Consider the following 24067-nt stretch of genomic DNA (forward strand, 5'->3'; position numbering starts at 1 on the left):
ACTTACACCCCTTTCCTAAAATACGATTCTTGCCGGTTTTTCCACATCGGGAATTAGTTTTGATGGCGTATATTTCTCAATCTTGGCTACACCGGTATTAAATCCTGAGACACCTTGCCCGGTGGGAACTTGACCACTAAGAATATTGTCAGCACCACCTACGTCGATGCCGGTTTTTTCATCCATATCGACCCAAGCACCATGAGGTAGAGCAATTACACCCGGTCTTACTCTTTCCGTTAGACAAGCGTTTCTCAGGATCTTTCCATAGGGACTAGCGATAAGAACCGTATCTCCATCACTAATACCCTTCTCCTGAGCATCTTTGGTATTCAGGAAGACCGGGTTGGGCCAAGCTTCTTGCAGCCATTTCACATTGTCAAAGACGGTATGAGAACGACGCAAATAGTGAGGGTTAATAACTTGGAAGGGATAATCCCCTTTGTTCTTACCTTCCCAATCTTGGAGGGTATCTTCGTATCCACCTACTGGTTTAATATAGGAAGGAATAGGTTGAATCTTACTAAAGCCCATTTCATTGATGGTTTTGGCTAACTTACGGCTATAGATCTCTAATTTACCGCTTTCGGAAGTTAAGGGATTTTTCTCCGGATCCTTAACAAAATCTTCATAAGCGATATAGCCATAGTTATCCCCCTGGGACCGTTTTACTTGGTATACTCCTTTTTCCTTAAGCTCGCGGTAGGTGATCTTACCAGTTTGGGGTTTGCCGGCAACACCCATCTCCTTAATATCTTCTTCAGTGATGGTTACTAGAGGACCATAGGTTTTGCCATCTTCGTTGACGACCGTGGTGCTGGCTAAAGTATTAAAGAATTGCTGCTTTTCGTCAAAGGGAAATACCTCTTTTTCATCTATGCCTAACTTTTTGGCAAGCTCGATAGCTATCCACTGGTCACTCTTGGCTTCATAGAGAGGCTCTGAAATCTGGGAATACATAATGATCATTTCCCGGTTACCGCTATGAACCAAGGTTCCCCCGGAGAATCCGCCGAATTTCTCCCATTCGGTGGTCACCGGCAGGACAATATCAGCATACTTGGAATTGGTCGTGACGAATTGGGAATGAGAAACAACCAGATCTACCTTGCGATGAGCTTCGATACCTTTAGTCATACCGTCACTGGTCTGCAAAGTTGCCCCACCCGAATGGTAAATGATGTGGATATCAATATCTCTTTCTTCTCCGGGTTTGTATTGATCGGCAGAGGTAAAGTCCCCGCTTCCCGTAAAATTGTACTTACCATTGAGAATGGCATCCCAGACCTCACCGGCGTTGATACTGTCATCCACAGGATTGGCAATGCCGGGTAACCCGTTGGAACCTGCACAGACTAAAGCCGGACCACCATTACCGGAGGTAGCATGCATAGTACTGCCGGTCATATGACCGGACTTACCCATGTGGCCAGTCATCGCACCGATGGTCATAATCAATTGGGGCAAATTATCTGAGTTTCTGGTTCGGGCCGAAGCCATTCCACATAAGAATGCTACTTTTTTGTCCTTTCGGAATTCCAAGGCTAGCTTTTCAATTTGCTCTTCTTTTACCCCGCAGATCTCGCTAGCCCATGCCGGTGTCTTGGGAATGCCGTCATAGGTTCCGAGCACATAGTCTTTGAAGTTACCTTTAGGATCTTCCCCTTCAGGCATATGGTCTACATCAAAACCGAGACAGTATTTATTTAAAAACTCCCAGTCGATAAGTGGATTTAAAGTCGGGTGATCCTTGGTAATGAGCACATAGGCAACTGCTAATAATAAAGCCGCATCGGTACTTGGACGTACCGGTACCCATTCTGCGCCCAACATAGAATAGGAAGTATTGTAAAAGGGGTCGATACCGATGAATTTTGCTCCGGCTTTCTTAGCTTGGAGGTAATGCCAGCTGGAACTTCCCATAGCACTCCAAGCCGGGTTCATGCTAAGCATAATAATGGTCTCACAGTTGCGCAGATCGAAACGGTCGTTGACTGTTTGATCCCATACGCCTAATTGCAGGAAACCAACAGTTTTGGGAGTCATCGCCCAACTACCGAAGGAGTTGGTATTCCAGTATTCGCAGTATCCGCCGAACAACCCTAGGGTTCGGGAGATATCGGTAATTCTACTGCTCCAGCCACCGATGTGTAAAACAGAGCGATTGCCGTATTCTTTTTTTACTCTTTGCAATTCATCGGCAATATAAGTTAAAGCTTCATCCCAGGAAATCCTTTCCCATTCATCCTTACCACGTAAGGATTTGTCGCCGCCCCCTGGTTGCCAATGTTTACGTTTCATGGGATACTTCAGACGATCTGCACCAAAAACCTGCTGACGTTGCGAGCGTCCTCTGAGGCAGCCTCTTTGTTGAGGATAATCCGGAGAATCCTCATGGGTATCATCGGTTTTTTGACGAACGACAACTCCATCCACCACTAATGCCTTGTTCAAACACCTACCACCGCAGTTATGCCAACATGCGGCGGGAATCCATTCTCCTTGCTCTTCGCCAAGGGCATTAACATTTTTCCCTACTGAAGTTAAGCCGCTTCCGCAACCAGCCAAAGCCAAACTAGCAGTACCGGCCGCAGTAGCTTTTAGGAAATTTCTACGGCTTATCTTATTGTCTCTTATTTTTTTTAGTAGACTTGACATAGATCCCTACCTCCCTTTTATCGTTGATCCATCTTCCTAATTGGAGATCTGTGCATCCAGGTACAAATCAAGGAATGTATTGGCCCTAATTTGACCGGAAGCAGCTCCTGAATCTATAATCAGTATATATCAGCCTGCAATTAGGCCATATGTTCACAAGTACAAAATAGCCCTGTGATTTTTAGACTCTGCAACAAAGTCCTTGGCCAAAGTTTCCTTTACACTATGATTACCACCAGTATGAAAATATAGCTACAATATATTTTCTTTCGTATAGTTTGTCCACAATTATTTTATACTACCAAGTCCCTAGAGTATAGGACAAGGCCCCTTACACTTCTTGGAAAGCAACATAGGAAAGGTGGATGAAACGATGGACATGGAATTCACGGTTCCTAATTACATGCAAGAATTGATCTTAGCTTCCGGACATGGTCTTGATCAACTCGCTGCTGCCTTAGCCAAAATAGTGAATCGTCCGGTTTTAATTTCTTCTGCTGCTTATAAATTGGTCTCTGCCTCTTCTCATTATGAGTTCGAGGTTTTTCATGTTCAATTAGATCACCCTCGGACTACTAATGAAGCACTTTTTCCCTGCCTTATTTCCTCCGGTACTTTTCAAGCACCTGCCATAGGCCGAGCTGTTGCTCCCTTTGGCCGTATCCTCGGCTATATCTTTGTGCTTACAGATAATAACAACCCTAAACTTAATAACTACAAATCCATTTTGGATTATTCATCATCCCTGTGTGCAGTTCATCTTCAGAGCCGCTTGGAACTGAAACAAGAGCAAAGCAAGTTTAAAAACGCCTTTTTATATGATCTTCTCTACGGAAACCTTAAACGCAGCGATGATATCATCACCACCGGCGAAATGTGGGGTTGGAATTTTCGCCTTCCGCACACCGTCATGGTTTTTCTCCTACCTGAACCTAAGCTTCATACGACCGAGTGGCATCTCATGGATGTCCTCTCCAGAATTATTGAGCAAAATTTTATCGAGATATACTATAAAAACCCGGCTGCCATAGTTCGCCAGAATGAGCTAGTCATCCTTGTTCCCCTACAAACAGATACGCCCGCTCAACAAAAGGAAGAACTTCGCGCTTTTGCCGAGAAAATCCTCTCCCAAGTCCAAAATACAGAATTAAGAGGTCTTTCTGCCTGCGGCTTAGGACAGGTCTATGCTGATTCGACAGAACTTTTTCGCAGCTATCAAGAAGCAAAAGTAGCTTTTGAAATGGGAAAACTCTTAAGTATCCCTATTCCCTTCTTTAGCGATCTCGGCCTCGAACGGATTCTCTATAAACACGATCTTCAGGATTTAAAGGAATATTATCTCCATGTCCTCGGGGAGTTGCATAAACAAGACGACCCGGAAAGTTCGCTGGTGACTATCCTCGAAAGCTTTGCCGATAATCAATTTGATGTGAGCAAGACTGCAAAAGCCATTTTCATGCACCCTAATACTTTGCGCTACCGGCTTAATAAAATTGAAAATATTTTAGGCAAATCTTTGGCAGATAATAATACTCGTTTAGATATCATGGCCTCCCTGAAAATAAAAAGACTTCATGGCCTAGAAGAACTGTTATCTTGAAAAATCCCATTATGCAAATGCCTAATATTAATTAGTTCTATAAAGGCAGGTTGTGTATAGATCTTACAAAACCAATAAAGTAGGAGCGAAAAATCGCCCCTACTCTTTTTTAACTATTACCGACACTACCCCATGGCTTAACGATGACCGGATTCTTAACCCCTTTTTTCTGCAAATGTTTAAACAGGTTTTCCCTCTGTCTTTATGAAAGAAACGAATAAGTATGACGACCACCGCCACATAGGATGCCGTAACGCTCCTGACTAGAGAGCTTCTTACCTTTGAGAAAGGTGGTCACTCTGGAGCAATGGGCATAAGGCCCGGTGTCAGATAAGCTTCTAGGAATATAATCACCATGACAATGAGCAGCAGATAAACAGAGTATTTTGCCGTCTTACGGAAAATCTGATTCTCCTTGCCGATTAATCCTGTTGCCGCACAGGCGATGGCAATGGATTGTGGAGAGATCAATTTCCCCATGGAACCGCCAAGCAAGTTTGCTGTAACTGTCAGAACCGGATTCATACCCAACTGAGTGGCAGTGACTTTTTGCAGCATTCCAAACAATGCTCCGGAGGAGGTAACGGAACCTGTGAGAAATACACCGAGCCAGCCAAGAACCGGAGAGAAGAAGGGGAAGAGTACCCCTGTGGAAGCAAAGGCCAAACCCAGTGTAAAGGACATTCCAGAGTAATTGGCCAACCAAGCGATACCTAAAACAGACATTACAGTTATTAATGAATAAGCCAACTGTTTCATGGTTTTACCAAAAACCCGTACCGCTGTGGCGGGGGTGATTTTTAAAATAAGCAAAGTAATAATCGCGGAGATTAACATAGCAGTTCCAGCATAACCAAAGAAATCCCATTTATAACTAGCGGCATAAATCTTGGGGTCGGAGACGATGGGAGCAGCTTGCATAACAAAACCATGAAGTCCTGGCCATTCCTTAATATTCACGAACCATTGCAGGTCATTGGCCACCCAATTCTTAAATTGCGGAGTACCCCAGATTCCCATCAGAACCATCAAGACAAGATAAGGTGACCAGGCCCTAAAGATTTGTCCCCCAGTATATTTTTGCCCGAATTCCTTAGATACTTCAGGATCGTTTTCAAAACGCCAAAGTGTTTTAGGCTTCCAAACACGAATAAAGATTGCTGTACACACTATGGAAACAACAGAACCAACAACGCTGGGAAGCATTGGTCCATTATATTTAGCAAGAAGGAAGAATGGTATGGCAAAGCTAATTCCACTCACAAAGGCTGCCGGCAGAACCTCCTTAGTTGCCTTCCAGCCACATAAGACAAGGAGCATAGCTACAGGAATAATAATACAGAATAAGGACATATTTATGGCTAATCCATGAGCTAGTACCGCATCATTCATAGCGGTTACCTTGCCCATAGTAATGGTTGGTGTACCCACGGGGCCAAAGGGTACGGGAGGAACATTAGCTACCAGACAAATAATCGCCGCCGGCAGCGGAGGAAACCCCAAGCCGATAAGTATGGCTGCCGCAACAGCTACGGGTGCACCTTGACCTGCAGCACCTTCCATGAAAGCTGAGAAGGAGAAAGCAATTAATAAAGCTTGAAGCCTTCTATCACTGGAAATTGAAGCGATAGAGCTTTTAATTACATTAAAAGCACCGGCCTCAACCGTAAGATTATAAAAGAATACCGCGGTAATAATAATCCAACCAATTGGGAATAAACCATTCATAATTCCAAGAACCGTAGCGGAGAAGGCTACTTTGACAGGCATACCATAAACAAGTACGACATCCACAAAAGCGATTAATAGGGTTAAAACTCCGGCAATATGGCCTTTCATTTTCTTGATTGCTAAAGCCCAAAAAAGAAAGACAATTGGAATTGCTACAACTATGGCCGTTAGAAACAAATTATCTCCTAGAGCACTATAGTTTTGTGTCCATGCCATATAAAATCCACCCTTCATCTTCTTCTATTCAGTTGTAAAGATGAACTAATATTCACTTATTTCAATAAACATCCCACCCTTCCGGAATTTCATTCTTTCCTAAATATTATTAATAGGATAAGCAGATACCAATACAGCTCGGTGGTCTTACCATAACTGATAGATAATGTTATATATTTCACTTTTATATTAGCTTTATTTTAGTTGCTAATCAATATTTTCTTACCGACAATTTCTTCGATTATCTCTATAAAGTGAACTCCATTTGCTACTCTACAAAATCAGGAAAATCATCTATACTATAAGTGAAATTAATTGCTAACTAGAGGTGAAGCTTATGTCATTACTCCACCACTATAAACATAAGTTATTGCTCATCGATATTCAGAAAACCTACTCAAACTTCTATAATTTGAACTATCTTCTAAAAGTAAAAGGCTTTCTGGCTAAACATTCCTTCGATGATATTAGGATGCTTATAGATGTCTTTGATGAAAGCTATTTTGGAGAATTTATCCCCTCGTTTATCGATAAGAGTTTAACCGGTAAACCGATCTTCAAGCAGTATTGTTCAGATTTAGCAGTTAGACTTTTGGATGAAGACGGTATCGACACCGTAGATATAAAGCAAGAGTTACTCAAACATCACTGTATTATGCCCTTCCATAATGGCTTAATGGTGTTAATTGAACCAAGCTATATACCGGACTACAAATGCTGCCATTCGGAGGACCTTCAAGAATATTTACTGGAGTACCTTCCGCCCGGTTTTAGGGAATATCTGGAATCTTGCCGAGACTCCAAAGTTCACTTGATCGGCGGAGGCTATGGAGAATGCGTATACCTAACCAAGCAAATCTTAGATTTATTAGATATTCCTAATTGCATCCATGCCAAATATTGCTACGAAATAAATCCTCATAGCTCCCTAGCATATCCTCCCCTTGAATGCAAAGAAATAAAATGGTCCTTTAAGAGAAATGATTTCCTTTTCCATGAATAATACAGGATTACTTGGCCTCAGTGCACACCACTTAATAAGAAGGCCCTATAATTTTATGCCCTCCAAATAGCGGATGTAAGCTTGGACCCCTTCACTAATGCCCTGAGCCGCTTTTTGTCTGAAAGCATCATCCATTAGCTGCTTCTCTTCCGTGGGGTGGGAGATGAAAGCCACCTCGACGAGAACTGCCGGCATAGTGGTATTCCTAGTTACATATAAGCGTGAATCCTTCACGCCAAGATTTTTTGTACCTATAGCCTGTGTTAATTCACTTTCGATATATAGAGCTAATCGATAACTTAAAGCACCACTAGGATTCGTTGATGAATAGAAGGTTGTGGTACCATGGGCTGTTTGCCAAGAGTCATTGTGAATACTGATAAATAAATCGGCATTGTTCTCATGCGCAATATCAACCCGTTTCTGCAGATCATCCCTTTCGGTATGCCGTTTTTCCGGGGAATAAGCAGGGGAATAATCATCTTCACGAGTCAAAACTACTTTAGCACCGATAGCCTCTAACTTAGTAGCCAACAATTTAGCAATAGCTAAGTTGTTATCCTTTTCCTTCGATCCGCTGGGTCCAATAGCACCTGGGTCTGGAAACCCATGGCCGGGATCGACAACCACCGTTTTACCTATAAGCAAATACTCTAGAGAGTTTTTCCCTTCAAGTTCAGCCTGTATCTTCCCTGAAACAACGCCGGTACCACCGAGAATAAAGATTTCCATAGACGCAACTTTCTCCGGGGCAAAAATGGTTTGAAGGGAACCCGGCAGACTCCCACGTCTCGTGATAAGCAAAGCCGACTTATTTTTAGCGGCTAGAACAGTTCCCACCATCGCATCGGGATATTGTTCACCAGAAGCTAAATAAAGCTGCTTTGATTCATAAGAGTTTTGCGCATAGGCATAATGCCGCCGACTCATAGCGGTCTTTCCCACCTAAACGAATGGTTAGAGGGATATTTTGTTCCGCGAGAAGCTGATCAGGTACTACACCATCCCCACCAACCACAATAACCCGGCCAGGCCGTTTCTTTTGATAATACTCGGCTACTTTTTGAGGGAATTTTGGATTAGACATAAGGACAACCGGTATCTGTTCAATCCCTGCATAGGATGCAGCCGACAGGGCGTCTGCAAAATCATCACCATTGACCAGGATCATAGAATCGCTATTTACCCTCTCGGCGATCAAAGTCGAAGTTTCATAACGATCCAGTCCGCCGATTCTTTCCCAATCATAATTAAGAGCAGTGAGTTCATTCTCAATATTAGTTGATAGGCGACCATTACCACCTAAGAGTATAATCTTCTGGGGCTTTAAACGCTTCAGTTCTTCTTTCACCCGTTGGTCAAGACCACCACCCGGAGTTAAAAGGACAGGTGCATCCAGCTGAACAGCCAGCGGCGTAGCTGCAATAGCATCTGCATAATTGTTTTTCTCGTTAAGAATAACGATATCTGAGGTTATCCACCCTTGTTGGGAGACAGCAATGGAAGTAGCGATCCGATCCCTGCCATAGAGCCTGACTGTCGAAGCGACCGTTTCAGTATACTCCGACGTTACCTCAGTCTTAGAAAACCCTGTAGATGTGTCAGAAGCCAAGACCGTGTAAGGTGAGAAATTCAAAAAAAGAACCGTCGCCAACAGCAATGATGAAACCCGTTTCCATTGCATAAATTTACCTCCTCCGGTCATGGTATCGACATAAATAGACATTTTCGATTATACCATGAGCCAATTCGAAGGTCATTGGAATTATGTGCCAGCATTATCTCTACATTTTATTTGCTGCTCTCCAACATCTTAATTACCTGGTCCTCGGGTAATGGCCTGCTGGCCAAATATCCTTGTATGGCATCGCATTTATACTTCATAAGATACTCTTTTTGCTCAAGCCTTTCTACACCCTCTGCTACTACTTTTAAACCCAGTTCATGTGCAAAAGACACTATTAACCCGGTCATATTTTCACGTCCATATGTATTATTAATATCGTCAACAAAGGACTTATCAACTTTTAATGTTGAAATTGGCAATTCCTTTAGATAGTTGAGCGAAGAATATCCCCGTCCAAAATCATCTAAGGATATTTTAATGTTATTTTCTTTGAGACTTGTCAAAACGCGATTGACTTTTGTATCAAAGAATTCTATGAGCATGGTCTCGGTAATTTCCAACTCTAAATAACTGGGATCAAGATCACATTTTCGCAATACCTTTAAGACCTTTTCCACAAAATATTCTTCATGCAATTGTATTGCGGAAATATTGACCGCTATGGTCAATTCTTTGTGACCAATATTGTGAAGCTTTTTCAAGAAGACGCAGGCTGTTTGCAGGACCCATTCCCCTATGGGTACAATTAGCCCTGTTTCTTCGGCGATACCAATAAATTTATTCGGAGGAATAATTGTATTATCCTTTTGCCAGCGAATTAATGCTTCTAAGCCTAATACTTTTCCCGTATGGGGGTCTACTTGCGGTTGATAATGAAGTACAAATTCTTCAGCCTCGATTGCTTTACGCAAATTATTTTGGATTTCTGCTTTCTCCACAACGGCCTTCTTCATTTCTTGGTCAAATACTACATAATTTCGCTTACCTAATTCCTTGGCATTATGCATTGCTGTATCCGCATTGTTCAACAGCTCCTCATAATTATCCCCACCTTCTGGATAAAAAGCAATCCCAACGCTTACAGAAACATAACATAATTGCTCACCAACGGTAAGGGCTTTTTCGAACAGCTCCATGATTTTTTTTGCATATGCCAAGGCTTCCTGCTTCTCTTTGAGATCATGAAGAAGAATCAGGAATTCATCGCCGGCTAACCTACTTACCACTTGGTCCCCTAGTATTTGGGACAAACATCGTCCTACTTGAATTAAAAGTTTATCTCCTGTGGTATGCCCGTAAGAGTCATTAATGGATTTAAAATTATCAATATCCAAGAACAAAACTGCAAAAATAGTGTCTTTTTTACTGGCTATTACTATCTCGTTATGAATTATTTCTTGGATCATCGCCCTATTAGGTAACCCAGTCAAAAAATCATGATAAGCAAGATATTCTATTCTCATTTGCTGCTCTTTCAGTTCAGAAATATCACGATGGGAGCCAACCATTCGATAAGGCTTACCTTTTTCGTCAAATAGGGCCTTGCCAAAAGCACGAATCCACCGATAATTTCCGTTTTTGGCTTTAATACGGTAGTCGCAGCTATATCTCTCGGTTTCCCCGTTCAAATGCTTAGTAATATTTTCCTCATGTACCGGCTGATCTTCCGGATGAATAAGGGCAATCCAGAACCGGCGTTTACTAATCTCTTCCTTAGAATAGCCTAAAATATCTAAGGTTTTAGAGTGAAAAATCCGGGTGTCTTTAAGTATATCCCAATCCCAAATGGCATCGATTGCAGCCTCCAACACCAATTGATAGAGTTCTTTGGTATTCTTTAACTGTTCCTGATGTTGTACCAACTCATCAAACTGCTGTCTAAGTTCTTCCTCCACAGCTGTCAACTCTTCATGCATGGCGGTGATTTCTTCATTCTTAGTTCGTAAATGTCTTTCAACCTTTTTACGTTTACTTACATTGGCCAAAAGAACTACGATTAATAAAAGGAGCAAAACAAATACTGCCCCTGTCGAATATACCAAGGTGCGATAAGTTTCAACAAAAGAGAAGGGCTTATTGATTATCGTACTATTCTTGGGTATTAATTTTTTCGGAATCTGGAAACGTACTAATTCCTTATAATTTAGACCTTTAACAAAGGTTCCCTCTTCAAGAATTGGCAATTCACCTATGTCTCGGCCACCGAGGATCTTTAACGCCTGGTCACCGGCATATTCACCTTGAATCCAACCACTGGCCAAGCTTCCCCCCGTGACTCCGCTATCCAGGAGAAACTCAAATAAAGAAAATACCGGGACACTACTATTTATACTAACTTGGTTCGCTGCCGACTCTGGTGACAGTATTTTGCCGTCTTTATCCATATTATAAGATCCGACCAAGACGATACTCTCTTTTCCTAGGGTTGCCACTTTTTTATCTATATCTTCAATACTCAAATCCGCCAAGCTGTATGCGGTAAGTCCTAGTTTTTCAGCAGCATTCAGTCTTGCAACAGCCTCGATAACATCTTTTCCGCTATCCCGACCACTTTCAGATTGGTCATGCAAAATATAAATACTCTTTAAATGCGGATTAAGCTGCAGAGCAAGCCTCAGGGTACCCTCGGCATCAGAACTCTCATAGACCCCGGTAACTCTGTCTTGGCCTTTCAATAATTGGTCGGCACTGCTCTTTACTACACCGCTAAAAACAATCGGTGCATTGGAAAAGATCTCCTGTCGATGATTTAGGGCAAATTGCAAGGCAACATCATCAGTGGTCAGGAGTAAATCGATCTTCTTATTTTGATATTTTGTTTTTAAATAGTCATACTGACTTTCTAAACGCTCCTTATTAGGATACCTTTTCCAATCCATATACTCTATATATATCTGTCTCTCCAAAGGATCCCGTAACTTTTGTAGAATTCCTTCGGTCTGATCATCCGTCCACTTTAATCCTTGATGGTAAGAGTTTAGAACCAGTATATTTACCGGTTCCTGGACAGCATATCCTGAAGTGGGTGCAAAAAAGAATAAGTTAATTAATAAAGTAAAAATAATAAATTTTAACCAATTTTTGATCGTTACCTTACTCATGATAATCCCCCTTTCAATCAACCGCCCTACTCCCTCCTAATTTCTGAATTTTCTCTCTATATTCTTCATTTAATGCTTATTTCCTGCTCTTAGAACATCCAACTTAAATTTATTTCAATTACTAAAATTCTTGCTCCTCTTTACCATGCCAGCTATAATCAGGTAAGAGTAGTCTAAATACTCAAGATATTCACTGCCCCTAACCATAATATCCGAAGATAAATAACGAACTAAATTACAAGCTAGAGAAAGAAGGTTAAGATATGTTGGATTCACAAGGCTGGAAACCAAACTTCCTTGCCACAGGTGTAGGCAGCCTCCCCTACCGAGATGCCAAGACTGCCCTAGCACAAATATGGAAAACCCTGCCCCAAGCACCCCATTGGCCGCAACTTCCCACCCTGGGAGCCGAGAGCTCCTTTGTTGGGCAATACCTGCGAGCGCTTGTAGAGACAGGTTTAATCGCAGGGTTTGACCAACCACGGTTCCAAGTAGATGCCGCAGATTGGGTGGAGCGCATGGCAAGTTTTTACGAATATTATCTTCTAACTGAGTCGGGAGACGAATCAGCCCTGGAAAAATTCGGTTTCACCCCTGAGGGAGGAATTGGATTTGAAGCGTTCCGTCATGAGCTTAATCACAAGGGAACTCAAGGAGCACAGTTATTAAAAGGGCAATTGAGCGGTCCCGTAACCGTAGGCATGCAAATAACCGACCCTAATCGCCGGGCTGTCTATTATGACGAGCTGCTGCGAGATCTTTTTGTTAAATCCTTACGAGTCCATGCTCGTTGGCAGACTAAGCAATTGACCCGGTATGGATTACCGGTCCTAATGTCCATCGATGACCCGGGGCTATATGCCTATGGTGCTTCATCCCACCTTACTCTTGATCGAGAGACTCTAATTGCCAATCTCAATGAGATCGCCGAAGGAATTCTCGAAGCAGGCGGAGTACCCGGAGCACATGTCTGTGCGGGAATGGATTGGACTCTTCTGTTTGACTCAAAAATCAAAGTCGTAAATTTTGATGCTTATGAATACATGACCAGTATGACAGTACTGGCCGAACCACTGGAGGAATTTTTGAAAAAAGGCGGCATACTTTCTTGGGGAATTGTTCCGACTTCAGTGAAAGCATGGGAAGAGTCAGCATCTAGTTTAAGCCGGCGTTTAGAAACAAACATAGCCGAGCTTGTGAAAAGAGGAGTTCAAGAAGAAAGATTGAGGTCACAGAGTATGCTAACCCCAAGCTGTGGTACCGGTGCCTTGGATATTGCTTTGGCAGAACGGGTTTACCGGCTTTTGTATGAATTAAGTGCCATTTATACCTAATCAGAACGCCAAAGGGGCGCTTCACTTGGTTAAAAACCATGTGAGCGTCCCCTTCAATTTTACCTACTTTTCTACCAAACTATCTGCGACAACCCCCGCTCCACCAAAGATATAGGCTTTTTGTAAGGAAAGGCCGTTGAGGTAATCCAACACTGTCTTCTTGGCCCGATTCTTGTTGACTAGAATGAGGGGAGTTTTATACTTAGCCGCCAGCACCGCTCCGGTGAGAGCATCAGGATAGTTTTCCCCGGTAGCGATGGATATGGCGGTAGGAGGATTTCCCGCACCAAAGTGTCTAGCAATAGCCAAAGCCGTATCATACCTGTCCAGTCCACCCAGTCGAGTAACTGTAATCCCCATGTCATCCAGTTCCAAGTCCACTTCCAGAGAAACCACCCCCGATCCCCCGGAGATAATAGCATTTTTAATTCCCCAATCTTTTAGAGCCTTCTTGGTATCCGGCCTCAATTCATTCATATGGGTAAATAAAATTGGAATATTCTCCATAGCAGAATAAGGTGCAATGGCTAAAGCATCGGGAAAATTATGCTGGGTCGCAATAATTACGGTATCAAAGGGCTTTTGCTTGCGTACTTCTTCGCCAACTTTGACAGCAGTGTCAAATACTTCAACCCCTCCGATCCGCACGACTTGGTAATTACCCTTTAGCTGATCCTCAAGGTTCTTCGTTACAGAATCGTAATTACCAAGGATATAGATCGTCTTAGCTCCCAGGCGGAGTATTTCATCTCTAGTCAAAGGGTTCAGAAAATCGGAAGGAGTGATCAAAATTGGGGCATTTTTTAATTGAGCAAAGCTTGAGCCTACCAATGCATCAGGAAAATTATTACCACTGACCAGGACAACATTCTCGGACCTTTCCCAGCCCTTTTGACTTGTAGTTACGGCTGTTTCATAGCGATTTTCCCCTCCCAAACGCTCCGTATCTTTCACCTTTATCTTATCTGTGGTGTTTGAGGAACTATTTGGGGATACACCCGCTGTCATAATTAACTTCTCGTTAATTTCTTCGAAGCCGCCAATATATAATAGACCCTCATCACTTTTCCCTTGGATATATTTAGAACCCACCGCCACATATTGAGATCCAACAGTTTGGATACTCATTAAATACCTGTTACGGCTACCTTCATCTTCACGATCCCAAAGTCGTACCCCATGTGCGTCATACCTTAAAGCGATGATCTTTTTCGCTTGTGGCATGTAGCTATCTCCCACTACTGTATAGGTCCCATCAAGGCCCTGGGTCACACCAAAAAACCTGGTATAAGCTTGATTAGTGTAAATATCGAACCATTCCACATTTCCCGCCGAATCAAATTTATAGATCCTGCCGTCTTCATTCATATTGCCGCTGCCATCCTCTTTACGGTCAATATAGGTTCCTTTTCCCACCGCAATCAATCCGTTGTCACCGGTGGTTTTAACATCTTGGAATCCATTACCGGAAGAGTAGACCAAACGTTGGTACTCGGGACTTGTAAAGTCTACGGAAGTCGACCAGGGTATACTCAAGTCCTTACCAATCTTAACGATTATTCCTTTAAGCAAGCTTGTTCCTGTGCCTTGTAAATCCCGATCTCTACTGCTGCTATAGCCAACCGCCACAAAACTTCCATCGGGTAGTTTTACAACTGAATTAAAGCCATCGCCGGAGGTGCCGCCAAAAGTATGAGCACTCAGAAACTCTCCATTATGGTTGTAGCTGACATAAATGGCATCACTACTTCCTTTGCTTAAGCCGGCCATATCTCCATCACTGGATTCCGATTCGCCGACAACAAAGAAATCCCCTGCATCTGTCTCCACGACTCCGTTATAGATGTCCAGCTTGCTCCCACCGAAATCTTTTGACCATTCCACATCCCCTGTGGAATTAAACTTGACAATTATGGCATCCACATTGGAAATATCCCGATCCCCTTCGCGAATCTTTTTACGAGAGTTGGCCATATCCATATCGATGGAGGAGCTGGAACCCACCGCTATGTACCCCCCATCCTTCGTTTGCTTTACACTTTTGAAGCTATCAATTGAACTGCCACCGAAGGTTTTGACCCATTGGACCTCACCATTAGCGGAAAATTTGACAATAAGCGCATCTGAATATTTCTTATTTAGCCCCTCTAAATCCCCATTGTTGGAGTTGCTATGCCCTACTACCACATAGCCTCCATCCTGCGTTTGATCCACGGCATTAAAAACTTCCCAATCAGAACCGCCAAAAGTTTTCACGGTAGGGGCAAAATCCGCCCAAGCAGAAGTAGGAAGAAACAACACCCATAATAAGCTTAAAAAAGCCAGAGTAATAAATGGCTTTTTTCTGATTTTTATTACTTTCATCTCTCTTCCTCCTTTACCTTTACTTAGCCGGTCCTGATTTTTGCACGAATATTTATATATAAATCTACCATACTTTTTCCTTTATAAATCTTAAATAATTCTTAAATTAATATAAACAAAAAAACAAAAGCTTACACGATTTTAGAAACCTAAGTAAGCCTTTGTTAATCACTGACGTATTTATCAGAATGTATCTGACAGTAATTAAGCCTTTATTTCTTCGATCAGGGCTTTAAATTCCGGCAGAGCTCTCTCAATTGTTTCATAAGCCACACAATAAGCAATTCGAGCATAGCCTGGGCAAGCAAAGGAAGTACCGGGGACAATAAGAATATTTTTTTCCTTGGCCAGATTACAGAATTCAACATCATTGTCCAGGGGAGTCTTTACGAACAGATAAAAGGCCCCTTCGGGTTTGATACATTCATAGCCATAGGATAAAAGTCCATTATAGAGAAGCTCACGGTTCCGATTATAGCTGTCCAAATCCAGCTGGGCATCAAGGCATTTGGCAATTACTTTTTGGAATAAGGAGGGTGCATTAACAAAGCCCAAGATCCGATTGGCAATATTGGCAGCGGCAAGGACATTTTCATAATCGGCAACCTCACCGGGAATCACTAAATAACCGATTCTCTCTCCCGGTAAAGATAGTGACTTGCTGAAAGAGTATCCTACAATGGTATTCTCATAATACTTAGTTAAATAAGGCACTTCCACCTGGTCATAAGCAAGCTCCCGGTAAGGTTCGTCTGAAATCAGGTAGATCTCTGTGCCGTATTCCCGCTGTTTCTCTCTAAGAATACCCGCGAGTTCTTTAATAGTTTCTTTCGAATACACCACACCGGTGGGGTTATTAGGGGAGTTGATCAGTACTGCTTTAGTCTTGGGACCGATTTTCTCTCTAAATTCCACCAAATTAGGTTGAAAGTCCGACCTATTAGGTGAAATGATGACAAGCCGACCTTGGTAATTTTGGACATAATTACGGTACTCACCAAAAAAGGGAGCAAAAACAATGACCTCATCTCCAGGATTGAGTAGGGTCTTAAAAATTACATTCAGGCCACCGGCTGCTCCAACGGTCATCAGGATATTCTCATAGGTAAACTTAGTGCCAAAGCACATATTTAGTGAGTTAGCGATTGCCTCCCTGACACTCTCAAATCCGGAATTATTCATATAACCATGAACAGCCATAGAGTTTTCTTCGTTAATTATCTCTAATATCGCCTTTTTCACCGCAACCGGTGGTTCCACGCTGGGGTTACCCAGGCTAAAATCGAAGATATTCTCTGCACCATATATTGAGGCAAGGCGTTTTCCTTCCTCAAACATGGCCCGAATGATAGAGCTGCTTTTGACTTGCTCCCTCATAGTATTTGAAATCATAACCATCGCCTCACTATTAATCGAAGTAACTTCTATCATCATAACACCTTTTTTAACATATCGGCAAATCTTTATATTTTTTAAATCATCTTAAAGTTTAGATCTTTATCTTGTCTTTACAGTTATTTCTTAAAGTTTAGTGTTTGTAAGCATCTGCGACAAGGAGGGGTTCTTCAGCTGACAACTTATATAAATTATTGAGTGTGTCAGTATTTTGGAGGATGTTACCCTCTCCGCTAGGATATTTAAGCTCATGTCCTCTGAGGACGGCTCAGCAGGAATTATCAGACCTGAGCACTTTTGACATCCTGTTAAAAAAAGGTATAGACTTATCAAGTAACAACTCGCTCGTTTATGGAAGTTGTCATCAGCTATCCTGATGATTCTTGAGAGGAGGTCGAATATGAGCGTAAAAATAGAGGTTAACAATCTGGTTAAAGTTTTTAGCAATTCACCCCAGAAAGCCCTCAATCTCTTAGAGAAAGGCTTAAGTAAGGAGCAGATTCTTGCTGAGACCGGGCAAACAGTAGGTGTCAATAAAGTAAGCTTTACAGTAACAGTCGGGGAAGTCTTCGTTATCATGGGTCTTTCCGGAAGTGGTAAATCTACCATCCTCCGTTGTCTTAATCGCTTAATCGAACCTAGTGCAGGCTCTATCCTTATCGATGGTATCGATATTACAAAGTTAAAACCGCAAGAGCTTAGAAAGGTTCGCCAAAAGAAACTAGGAATGGTATTCCAACAATTTGCCCTCCTACCCCATCGTACAGTTCTCCAAAACACGGTTTTCGGCTTAGAGATTCAAGGAATAAGCAAGGCCGAACGGGAAAAAAAGGCTATGGAATCCTTAGCAATGGTAGGGCTTGCCGGTTGGGAAAATTCCTACCCCGATCAATTAAGCGGTGGAATGAAGCAACGAGTAGGGTTAGCACGCGCTCTCACCAATGACCCGGATATTCTGCTCATGGATGAAGCCTTCAGTGCATTGGACCCTTTAATTCGTGAGGAAATGCAGGATGAGTTGCTAAATCTTCAACAGAAGATGAATAAGACTATCGTCTTTATTACTCATGATTTGAATGAGGCTTTAAAAATCGGTGATCGTATTGCTTTCGTTCGGGATGGTTCCCTAGTCCAAATAGGTACACCGGAAGAAATTGTCGGTAGCCCGGCCGATGATTATGTAGCCAAATTTGCCCGCGGTGTTGATCGCAGTAAAATTCTGACTCTCAAGGATATCATGAAGCGGCCGCAGCCTGTTGTTCAAATTAAGGATGGCCCGAATGTAGCCCTTCAGGTCATGAAGGAGCACGGTCTTTCCAGTGTTTTCGTGGTGGATCGGAGCAAAGTATTGCACGGGCTCATTAATGCTGATCTGGCCATCGAAGCCCGCCAGCGTGGTGTTCAAAGTCTCCAGGATGTCAAGCTAATCCGAGTTCCAACTCGTGATGGAAATGTCCACGTCCAAGATATCTTACCGATTATCGCCAACAGCAAAGTTCCTTTAGCGGTAGTCAATGAAGAGAGGCATCTGATCGGTATTATTGTCCGAGGTGCCGTACTAGCAGCCTTAGCGGAATCAGTAAACACAGATATAACCACCGGAGGTGAAGTCAATGACACGAATACCTTTGGGGCAGTGGGTTAATAACGGAGTCGAATGGATGCTCTTGTATATGGGGGATGCCTTCGATGCCTTTACAAAATCCGTAACCCTATTTACAGAATTTATCCGGGATGGTCTAGGTATAGTTCCCTGGTATTTAATCATCCTTGCTTTCGCCCTCTTAGCTTGGCGGGCCAAAGGATGGCGTTTAGCCGTAGGAACAACGGCAGGGCTTTACCTGATCTATAATCTTGAACTTTGGTCTGCCTTTCTCGATACCCTAATCCTAGTCTTGATCGCTTCTTTTGTATCTTTTGTGATCGGGATTCCTTTAGGAATTCTGGGTGCACGCCATGATGGATTTCATAAAATCCTCTCTCCGATTCTGGACTTTATGCAGACAATGCCTTCCTTTGTCTATCTGATTCCTGCCTTGCTATTCTTCAGGCTTGGCACCGTATCTGCAGTCTTTGCCACAGTGATCTTTGCTATGCCTCCGGTTATCCGCTTAACGGATCTGGGCATTCGTCAGGTCCCGGTGGAACTGGTAGAAGTAGGAGAGGCCTTTGGCTCCGATTCCAAGCAGATGCTCTGGAAAATCCAATTACCCTTGGCATTACCGACCATCATGGCCGGAATCAACCAAACCATGATGCTTTCCCTTTCTATGGTGGTTATCTCTGCTATGATTGGGGCCCAAGGGCTGGGAGCCGGAGTACTGGCCGGAATCTCCCAGATGGATATCGGTAAGGGCTTTGAATATGGCCTAGCCGTAGTTATTATTGCTATGATTCTAGACCGACTCAGTCAAGGAATTATCCGTAACAACCGCATAGCGGCAAAGTAAATCTTAAGGGCACTGCCTTCCCAAAGGTTACCTTGCCTGGCTTAGCAAAAGCCAAGCGGATGGCTGCTAAATAAAAAAATCTATTGTAAAGGGTGATTAGGTGAAAGTACAAAAAGAAGTATGGAAAAAAATCCTATTATGGGCAATGGTGTCTATGCTCATTATCGGCTTGGTAGGATGTGGCACTACTTCAAGTTCAGGAGATAGCCAAGGTGGTAAAACCAATGGCGCAGACAAAAAAATCACCATCGGCTATGTGAATTGGGCAGAGTGTGTGGCAGTAAGTAATCTTTGGAAGGTAATTCTTGAAGACCAGGGTTATAAGGTAGAGTTAAAGAGTCTAGATGCCGCTCCCCTCTTTGTCGGATTGGCTGCGGGAGATTTAGATTTCTTTATGGATAGCTGGTTGCCGGTTACTCACGAAGCCTACTGGAAAAAATACCAAGATAAACTTGACGATTATGGAGTATGGTACGAAGGTGAAGCCAAGATTGGCCTTGTGGTTCCTAGTTATGTAGATATTAATTCTATTGAAGAACTTAATTCCCAAAAGGATGAATTTGGCGGAAAGCTCACCGGCATTGACCCGGGTGCCGGAATCATGAAAGCCTCAGAGGCAGCCATAACTGATTATAGTTTGGATTATGAACTAGTCCAAAGCTCCGAGGCTGCCATGCTCGCCGCTTTGGAAAAAGCCTATCGCAATCAAGAGTGGATAGCTGTTACCGGTTGGAGTCCCCACTGGAAGTTTGCTAAGTATGACTTAAAATACCTTGAAGATCCAAAAGGCTCCTACGGTGCCTCCGAGCACATCCATACCTTAGCGAATAAGGAGTTCACCCAAAATAATCCGGAAGTAGCCGGGATGCTGAAGAAATTCAAAATGGATGACACCCAAATCGGTACACTGGAAGCCTATATTAACGATGGTATGAAGCCGGAAGAAGCTGCTAAAAAGTGGAGCTCCGAAAACCAAGCCATTGTGGACGGCTGGATTAAGTAAACAAATAATCGAAAGTCCCTAGGATACCCTACAAAGGATTATCTTAGGGACTTTTTATCAATAACCGATGATCCCAAGATGCTCTAAAAGAATCTTCAGCCCCATAAGGATAAGAATCACCCCGCCGGCAAATTCCGCCTTTGATTTATAATATTCCCCAAATACATTGCCAATCTTTACTCCTAAAAAAGAAAAGGCAAAGGTGATCACGCCGATCATGGATACGGCAGGGATGATGTTGACCCGCAAAAAAGCGAAGGTCACACCGATAGCCAAGGCATCAATACTGGTGGCTAAAGACAAGAGGACCATGTCTTTTAGATTAAAACGGTCCTCAATTACTTCACAGGGGCCTCTAGACTCCTTAATCATATTTAAACCGATTAAAGATAGTAATATAAAAGCTATCCAATGGTCGATAGAAGTAATATAGGACTCAAATCTGGTTCCTAATAAAAAGCCAAGCAAAGGCATGAAAGCCTGAAAGCCACCAAAAAAAGCTCCGGTGACCAGAGCGGTTCTGTAACTCATCTTGCTCATGGACAATCCCTTACTGATGGCTACGGCAAGAGCATCCATGGAAAGCCCAACAGCGATAATGAATAATTCTAGATTTCCCATCAGCATACTTCCTAACTAAAACTATTTCAGGTTAAATAGACTTATATTTCCCCATATTTTAAATACCCCGAATTAAAATATTATATTATTTATCCACTATTTTCAATCGTATTTGCCCATGATTGATTTCTCCCCAAAAAAGTGACACCTGAACAAGAATATCCTATAATTACTATATATCCTCGCCGACAGGATTTCTAGGCATTATTATCCATAACTTTAGAAACGGAGCGAAAGAAGGATTATATGCGGTATGCCAGCGTCCCAGGTCGGAGCATCCACTCCCCCCTAACGGATAAAGAAATAGAAAACCGACCTAAGATAACCAAAGCTTTTCTCAAACGGATCTTGAGCTATCTTCTCCCCTACTGGCCCAGACTAGCCCTGGTATTCTTCGCCATAATTTTCTCATCGATCCTTGGACTCCTTCCTCCTCTTCTATCCGGGCGAATTATTGATGAGGGCCTAATCGGTAAAGACTTCACCCTATTGGTTCAGTTAATAATAATTTCTTTTGTCGTCCTCGTAACTTCCAACCTAATTAATATACTTGAAGGTTACCTAACCACCTGGGTGGCACAAAATATCATCTATGATATGAAAAATCAGATGTATAGCCATTTGCAAGAGATGTCCCATCGTTTTTTTACCAATAACAACCAAGGCGATATCATCACCCGGATGACCACAGATATTAATGGAATTCAAAGTGTGATTGTCGGTACCCTGACCAAGATTGTCAGCAACTCTATCATTCTAATTACAACCACCGTAGCCCTTTTTCAAAAAAACTGGACCCTAGCTTTAATCAGCCTTATCATCGTCCCTTTGTTCATCATTCCTACCAATCAAGTGGGTAACCGTCGTTGGTCCCTGACCATGGCCAAACAGGAACATACCGATGCCGCCAACCAGCTTTTTAATGAGACCTTAAGTGTGAGCGGGCAGCTTTTGGTTAAATTGTTTACTAGGGAGAACAAGGAATACCGGAAATTCGAAAAGATCAACCGACTAATCACCCGCTTGAGCGTTCGGGAAGTACTGGTGGGTAAAGGTTTTCGGGTTATCTTTGATACCTTTATCAACATGGGGCCCATGATCATTTATCTGGCCGGGGGTTATCTTATCATCAAAATGGGTTCAGACCTGACTGTTGGAGATATTACCGTGGTTGTCGCCCTCCTGAGCCGCCTTTATCGTCCCGTGGATGTACTTTTAACCATGCAAGTGGATGTAATCCGCTCTCTGGCATTGTTTTCCCGTATCTTTGATTATTTTGATATCCCTGTGGAAATAAAAAACTCCCCTCATGCCATCATCCCTAGGGCTTGTGAAGGAAAAATTGTTTTTGATAATGTATCCTTTGATTACGATGGCAAACCCATCTTAAAAGGTCTGAATCTTAACATCGAAAAAGGCAAGTCTGTAGCCATCGTTGGCCCTTCCGGAACCGGAAAATCCACTTTGGTTAACTTGATTCCCAGGCTTTACGATGTTACCGGGGGCAGAGTTTTGCTGGATGGCCAGGATGTTCGCGACCTTGACCTTGCCTATCTACGCCAAAACATTGGCATGGTTCCCCAAGATAGCTATCTATTCAACGGTACCATTCGGGAGAATCTGCTCTACGCCAATGAAGAAGCCACAGAAGAAGATTTGATCAGGGTTTGCCAAGAGGCCAATATCTTTGATTTTATCCGCGCTCTCCCCGATGGTTTTGACACTCTGGTGGGAAACAGGGGCTTAAAATTATCCGGTGGTGAAAAACAACGCCTCTCCATTGCCCGGGTTCTCTTAAAGAACCCCAAGGTTCTTATCATGGATGAAGCCACCTCTTCCCTTGATTCCATCAATGAAAACCTTATCCAAGAGGCTATCGAACCGATTCTTCAAGGCAGAACCAGTGTTATCATCGCCCATCGCCTTTCCACAATTATGGCTGTGGATGAAATCATCGTACTCCGGAACGGGGAAATCGTCCAGCAAGGTAGCCATTTGGAATTAGTGGAGCAGGAGGGGGTATATAAGGAACTTTATGAGACCCAATTTAAAGTAGCTTTAGAGGATATTAAAAACGACCTTGGCAGGTGAATACCAACCTGCCAAGGTCATCTTCTTCTTGAATAAGTGAAGTATCTTTCCTCAAGAGATTCTTTTGGTTAGAGTACCACTAAATACTTTGATAGTGCTCAGTCTGAAAGATCGCCTGCTAGCCTACACTTGCGGACTTAAGGTCCGCTTTAGGAACTCCCGGGTCCGTTCTTGGACTGGATTATTAAAGATTTGCTCAGGTGGTCCTTCTTCGGCGATAACCCCTTTATCCATGAATACCACCCGGTCGGAAACTTCTTTGGCAAATCCCATTTCATGAGTAACCACCAACATGGTCAGTCCGGATTCGGCCAGTTGCTTCATTACCTTGAGAACTTCCCCCACCATCTCCGGGTCTAAAGCTGAAGTAGGCTCATCGAAGAGCATGACATCGGGCTCCATGGAAAGGGCCCGAGCAATCGCTACCCGCTGCTTTTGCCCACCGGATAACTGCTTGGGCTTAGCATTGATGTATTGCTCCATACCAACCACTCGCAAGTATTTCATCGCTACTTCCTCAGCTTCGGCTTTGGCACGTTTTAACAACTTGATCTGGCCTACCATGCAGTTGCTCAAGACATTATGATTATTAAACAGGTTAAATTGCTGGAAGACCATCCCTAGCTTTTGCCGATATTGATAGACATCATGTTTATCGTCTAAGATATTTTCACCTTTATAAATAACTTGACCGCCACTGGGTTTTTCCAAAAGGTTAATACAACGAAGAAGGGTTGATTTACCGGAACCGGAGGAGCCAATAATGCAGACAACTTCTCCTTTGTACACAGAAAAATCGATGTCCTTCAAGACCTCATTGGCTCCAAAGGACTTGCTTAAATGTTGAACTTCAATGACTTTTTCCACAGGTTA

16 protein-coding genes are annotated in these 24067 nt (G+C 42.9%); 7 read left to right on the forward strand and 9 right to left on the reverse strand.

Features of this window, described 5'->3' with window-relative positions; all coding sequences use genetic code 11:
- Positions 1-15 precede the first annotated feature (15 nt).
- Positions 16-2658 carry a molybdopterin-dependent oxidoreductase gene (locus AC1U9U_RS01795; protein ID WP_479958839.1) on the reverse strand — a complete coding sequence of 881 codons (2643 nt, stop codon included), beginning with the start codon at positions 2656-2658 and terminating at the stop codon, positions 16-18.
- Positions 2659-3031: 373 nt separating this feature from the next.
- Here AC1U9U_RS01795 and AC1U9U_RS01800 point away from each other — a divergent pair, with 373 nt between their 5' ends.
- The gene (locus tag AC1U9U_RS01800; protein WP_479958840.1) at positions 3032-4258 is read left to right on the forward strand and encodes a PucR family transcriptional regulator; all 1227 of its coding nucleotides are present in this window, start codon (positions 3032-3034) and stop codon (positions 4256-4258) included.
- Between the two features lie 294 nt (positions 4259-4552).
- Here the strand turns inward: AC1U9U_RS01800 and AC1U9U_RS01805 are convergent, their stop codons facing one another.
- Complete coding sequence (locus AC1U9U_RS01805) at positions 4553-6205, reverse strand: L-lactate permease (protein WP_479958841.1); 1653 nt, start codon at positions 6203-6205, stop codon at positions 4553-4555.
- A gap of 337 nt (positions 6206-6542) precedes the next feature.
- Between AC1U9U_RS01805 and AC1U9U_RS01810 the strand changes: the two genes are divergently transcribed.
- Entirely contained in the window at positions 6543-7208 is a 666-nt protein-coding gene (locus AC1U9U_RS01810) for a hypothetical protein (protein ID WP_479958842.1), read from the forward strand.
- A gap of 45 nt (positions 7209-7253) precedes the next feature.
- Here the strand turns inward: AC1U9U_RS01810 and AC1U9U_RS01815 are convergent, their stop codons facing one another.
- The 3 genes from AC1U9U_RS01815 to AC1U9U_RS01825 form a co-directional block, all read right to left on the reverse strand.
- Entirely contained in the window at positions 7254-8138 is an 885-nt protein-coding gene (locus tag AC1U9U_RS01815) for an N-acetylmuramoyl-L-alanine amidase (RefSeq protein WP_479958843.1), read from the reverse strand.
- Complete coding sequence (locus AC1U9U_RS01820) at positions 8098-8892, reverse strand: cell wall-binding repeat-containing protein (protein WP_479958844.1); 795 nt, start codon at positions 8890-8892, stop codon at positions 8098-8100. Before AC1U9U_RS01820 ends, AC1U9U_RS01815 begins: the two co-directional genes overlap by 41 nt.
- A 107-nt stretch (positions 8893-8999) precedes the next feature.
- A complete protein-coding gene (locus tag AC1U9U_RS01825) occupies positions 9000-11936 on the reverse strand; it encodes an ABC transporter substrate binding protein (RefSeq protein ID WP_479958845.1) in 2937 nt (978 codons plus the stop codon).
- 263 nt (positions 11937-12199) lie between these two features.
- Here AC1U9U_RS01825 and AC1U9U_RS01830 point away from each other — a divergent pair, with 263 nt between their 5' ends.
- Positions 12200-13270, forward strand: coding sequence for a methionine synthase (locus AC1U9U_RS01830; protein ID WP_479958846.1), 1071 nt, complete (start codon positions 12200-12202; stop codon positions 13268-13270).
- A gap of 63 nt (positions 13271-13333) precedes the next feature.
- Here AC1U9U_RS01830 and AC1U9U_RS01835 read toward each other — a convergent pair whose 3' ends face one another.
- Positions 13334-15634, reverse strand: a complete 2301-nt coding sequence (locus AC1U9U_RS01835; protein ID WP_479958847.1) for a cell wall-binding repeat-containing protein — start codon at positions 15632-15634, stop codon at positions 13334-13336.
- Between the two features lie 204 nt (positions 15635-15838).
- Positions 15839-17026: a pyridoxal phosphate-dependent aminotransferase gene (locus tag AC1U9U_RS01840; protein WP_479958848.1), complete on the reverse strand. Its 1188-nt coding sequence runs from the start codon at positions 17024-17026 to the stop codon at positions 15839-15841.
- Between the two features lie 403 nt (positions 17027-17429).
- Between AC1U9U_RS01840 and AC1U9U_RS01845 the strand changes: the two genes are divergently transcribed.
- The 3 genes from AC1U9U_RS01845 (at position 17430) to AC1U9U_RS01855 (ending at position 20482) form a co-directional block, all read left to right on the forward strand.
- Positions 17430-18674, forward strand: coding sequence for a quaternary amine ABC transporter ATP-binding protein (locus AC1U9U_RS01845; protein ID WP_479958849.1), 1245 nt, complete (start codon positions 17430-17432; stop codon positions 18672-18674).
- Positions 18643-19479 carry an ABC transporter permease gene (locus AC1U9U_RS01850; protein WP_479958850.1) on the forward strand — a complete coding sequence of 279 codons (837 nt, stop codon included), beginning with the start codon at positions 18643-18645 and terminating at the stop codon, positions 19477-19479. Before AC1U9U_RS01845 ends, AC1U9U_RS01850 begins: the two co-directional genes overlap by 32 nt.
- Before the next feature lie 100 nt (positions 19480-19579).
- On the forward strand, positions 19580-20482 hold the full coding sequence (locus AC1U9U_RS01855; protein ID WP_479958851.1) for a glycine betaine ABC transporter substrate-binding protein: 903 nt from the start codon (positions 19580-19582) through the stop codon (positions 20480-20482).
- Positions 20483-20539: 57 nt separating this feature from the next.
- On the opposite strand, the gene AC1U9U_RS01860 is transcribed toward AC1U9U_RS01855, so the two are convergent.
- A complete protein-coding gene (locus AC1U9U_RS01860; protein ID WP_479958852.1) occupies positions 20540-21109 on the reverse strand; it encodes a manganese efflux pump MntP in 570 nt (189 codons plus the stop codon).
- Between the two features lie 240 nt (positions 21110-21349).
- Here AC1U9U_RS01860 and AC1U9U_RS01865 point away from each other — a divergent pair, with 240 nt between their 5' ends.
- Positions 21350-23194, forward strand: a complete 1845-nt coding sequence (locus AC1U9U_RS01865; RefSeq protein ID WP_479958853.1) for an ABC transporter ATP-binding protein — start codon at positions 21350-21352, stop codon at positions 23192-23194.
- A 123-nt stretch (positions 23195-23317) separates the two neighbouring features.
- On the opposite strand, the gene AC1U9U_RS01870 is transcribed toward AC1U9U_RS01865, so the two are convergent.
- A complete protein-coding gene (locus AC1U9U_RS01870) occupies positions 23318-24061 on the reverse strand; it encodes an amino acid ABC transporter ATP-binding protein (protein WP_479958854.1) in 744 nt (247 codons plus the stop codon).
- Between the last annotated feature and the right edge of the window lie 6 nt (positions 24062-24067).

Source organism: Desulfitobacterium sp., assembly GCF_982384815.1.

Bases quoted from the DNA above. Each gene is read 5' to 3' on its own strand.
- AC1U9U_RS01795 (WP_479958839.1), bottom strand. From the start codon at position 2,658: ATGTCAAGTCTACTAAAAAAAATAAGAGACAATAAGATAAGCCGTAGA.
- AC1U9U_RS01800 (WP_479958840.1), top strand. From the start codon at position 3,032: ATGGACATGGAATTCACGGTTCCTAATTACATGCAAGAATTGATCTTA.
- AC1U9U_RS01805 (WP_479958841.1), bottom strand. From the start codon at position 6,205: ATGGCATGGACACAAAACTATAGTGCTCTAGGAGATAATTTGTTTCTA.
- AC1U9U_RS01810 (WP_479958842.1), top strand. From the start codon at position 6,543: ATGTCATTACTCCACCACTATAAACATAAGTTATTGCTCATCGATATT.
- AC1U9U_RS01815 (WP_479958843.1), bottom strand. From the start codon at position 8,138: ATGAGTCGGCGGCATTATGCCTATGCGCAAAACTCTTATGAATCAAAG.
- AC1U9U_RS01820 (WP_479958844.1), bottom strand. From the start codon at position 8,892: ATGCAATGGAAACGGGTTTCATCATTGCTGTTGGCGACGGTTCTTTTT.
- AC1U9U_RS01825 (WP_479958845.1), bottom strand. From the start codon at position 11,936: ATGAGTAAGGTAACGATCAAAAATTGGTTAAAATTTATTATTTTTACT.
- AC1U9U_RS01830 (WP_479958846.1), top strand. From the start codon at position 12,200: ATGTTGGATTCACAAGGCTGGAAACCAAACTTCCTTGCCACAGGTGTA.
- AC1U9U_RS01835 (WP_479958847.1), bottom strand. From the start codon at position 15,634: ATGAAAGTAATAAAAATCAGAAAAAAGCCATTTATTACTCTGGCTTTT.
- AC1U9U_RS01840 (WP_479958848.1), bottom strand. From the start codon at position 17,026: ATGATTTCAAATACTATGAGGGAGCAAGTCAAAAGCAGCTCTATCATT.
- AC1U9U_RS01845 (WP_479958849.1), top strand. From the start codon at position 17,430: ATGAGCGTAAAAATAGAGGTTAACAATCTGGTTAAAGTTTTTAGCAAT.
- AC1U9U_RS01850 (WP_479958850.1), top strand. From the start codon at position 18,643: ATGACACGAATACCTTTGGGGCAGTGGGTTAATAACGGAGTCGAATGG.
- AC1U9U_RS01860 (WP_479958852.1), bottom strand. From the start codon at position 21,109: ATGCTGATGGGAAATCTAGAATTATTCATTATCGCTGTTGGGCTTTCC.
- AC1U9U_RS01865 (WP_479958853.1), top strand. From the start codon at position 21,350: ATGCGGTATGCCAGCGTCCCAGGTCGGAGCATCCACTCCCCCCTAACG.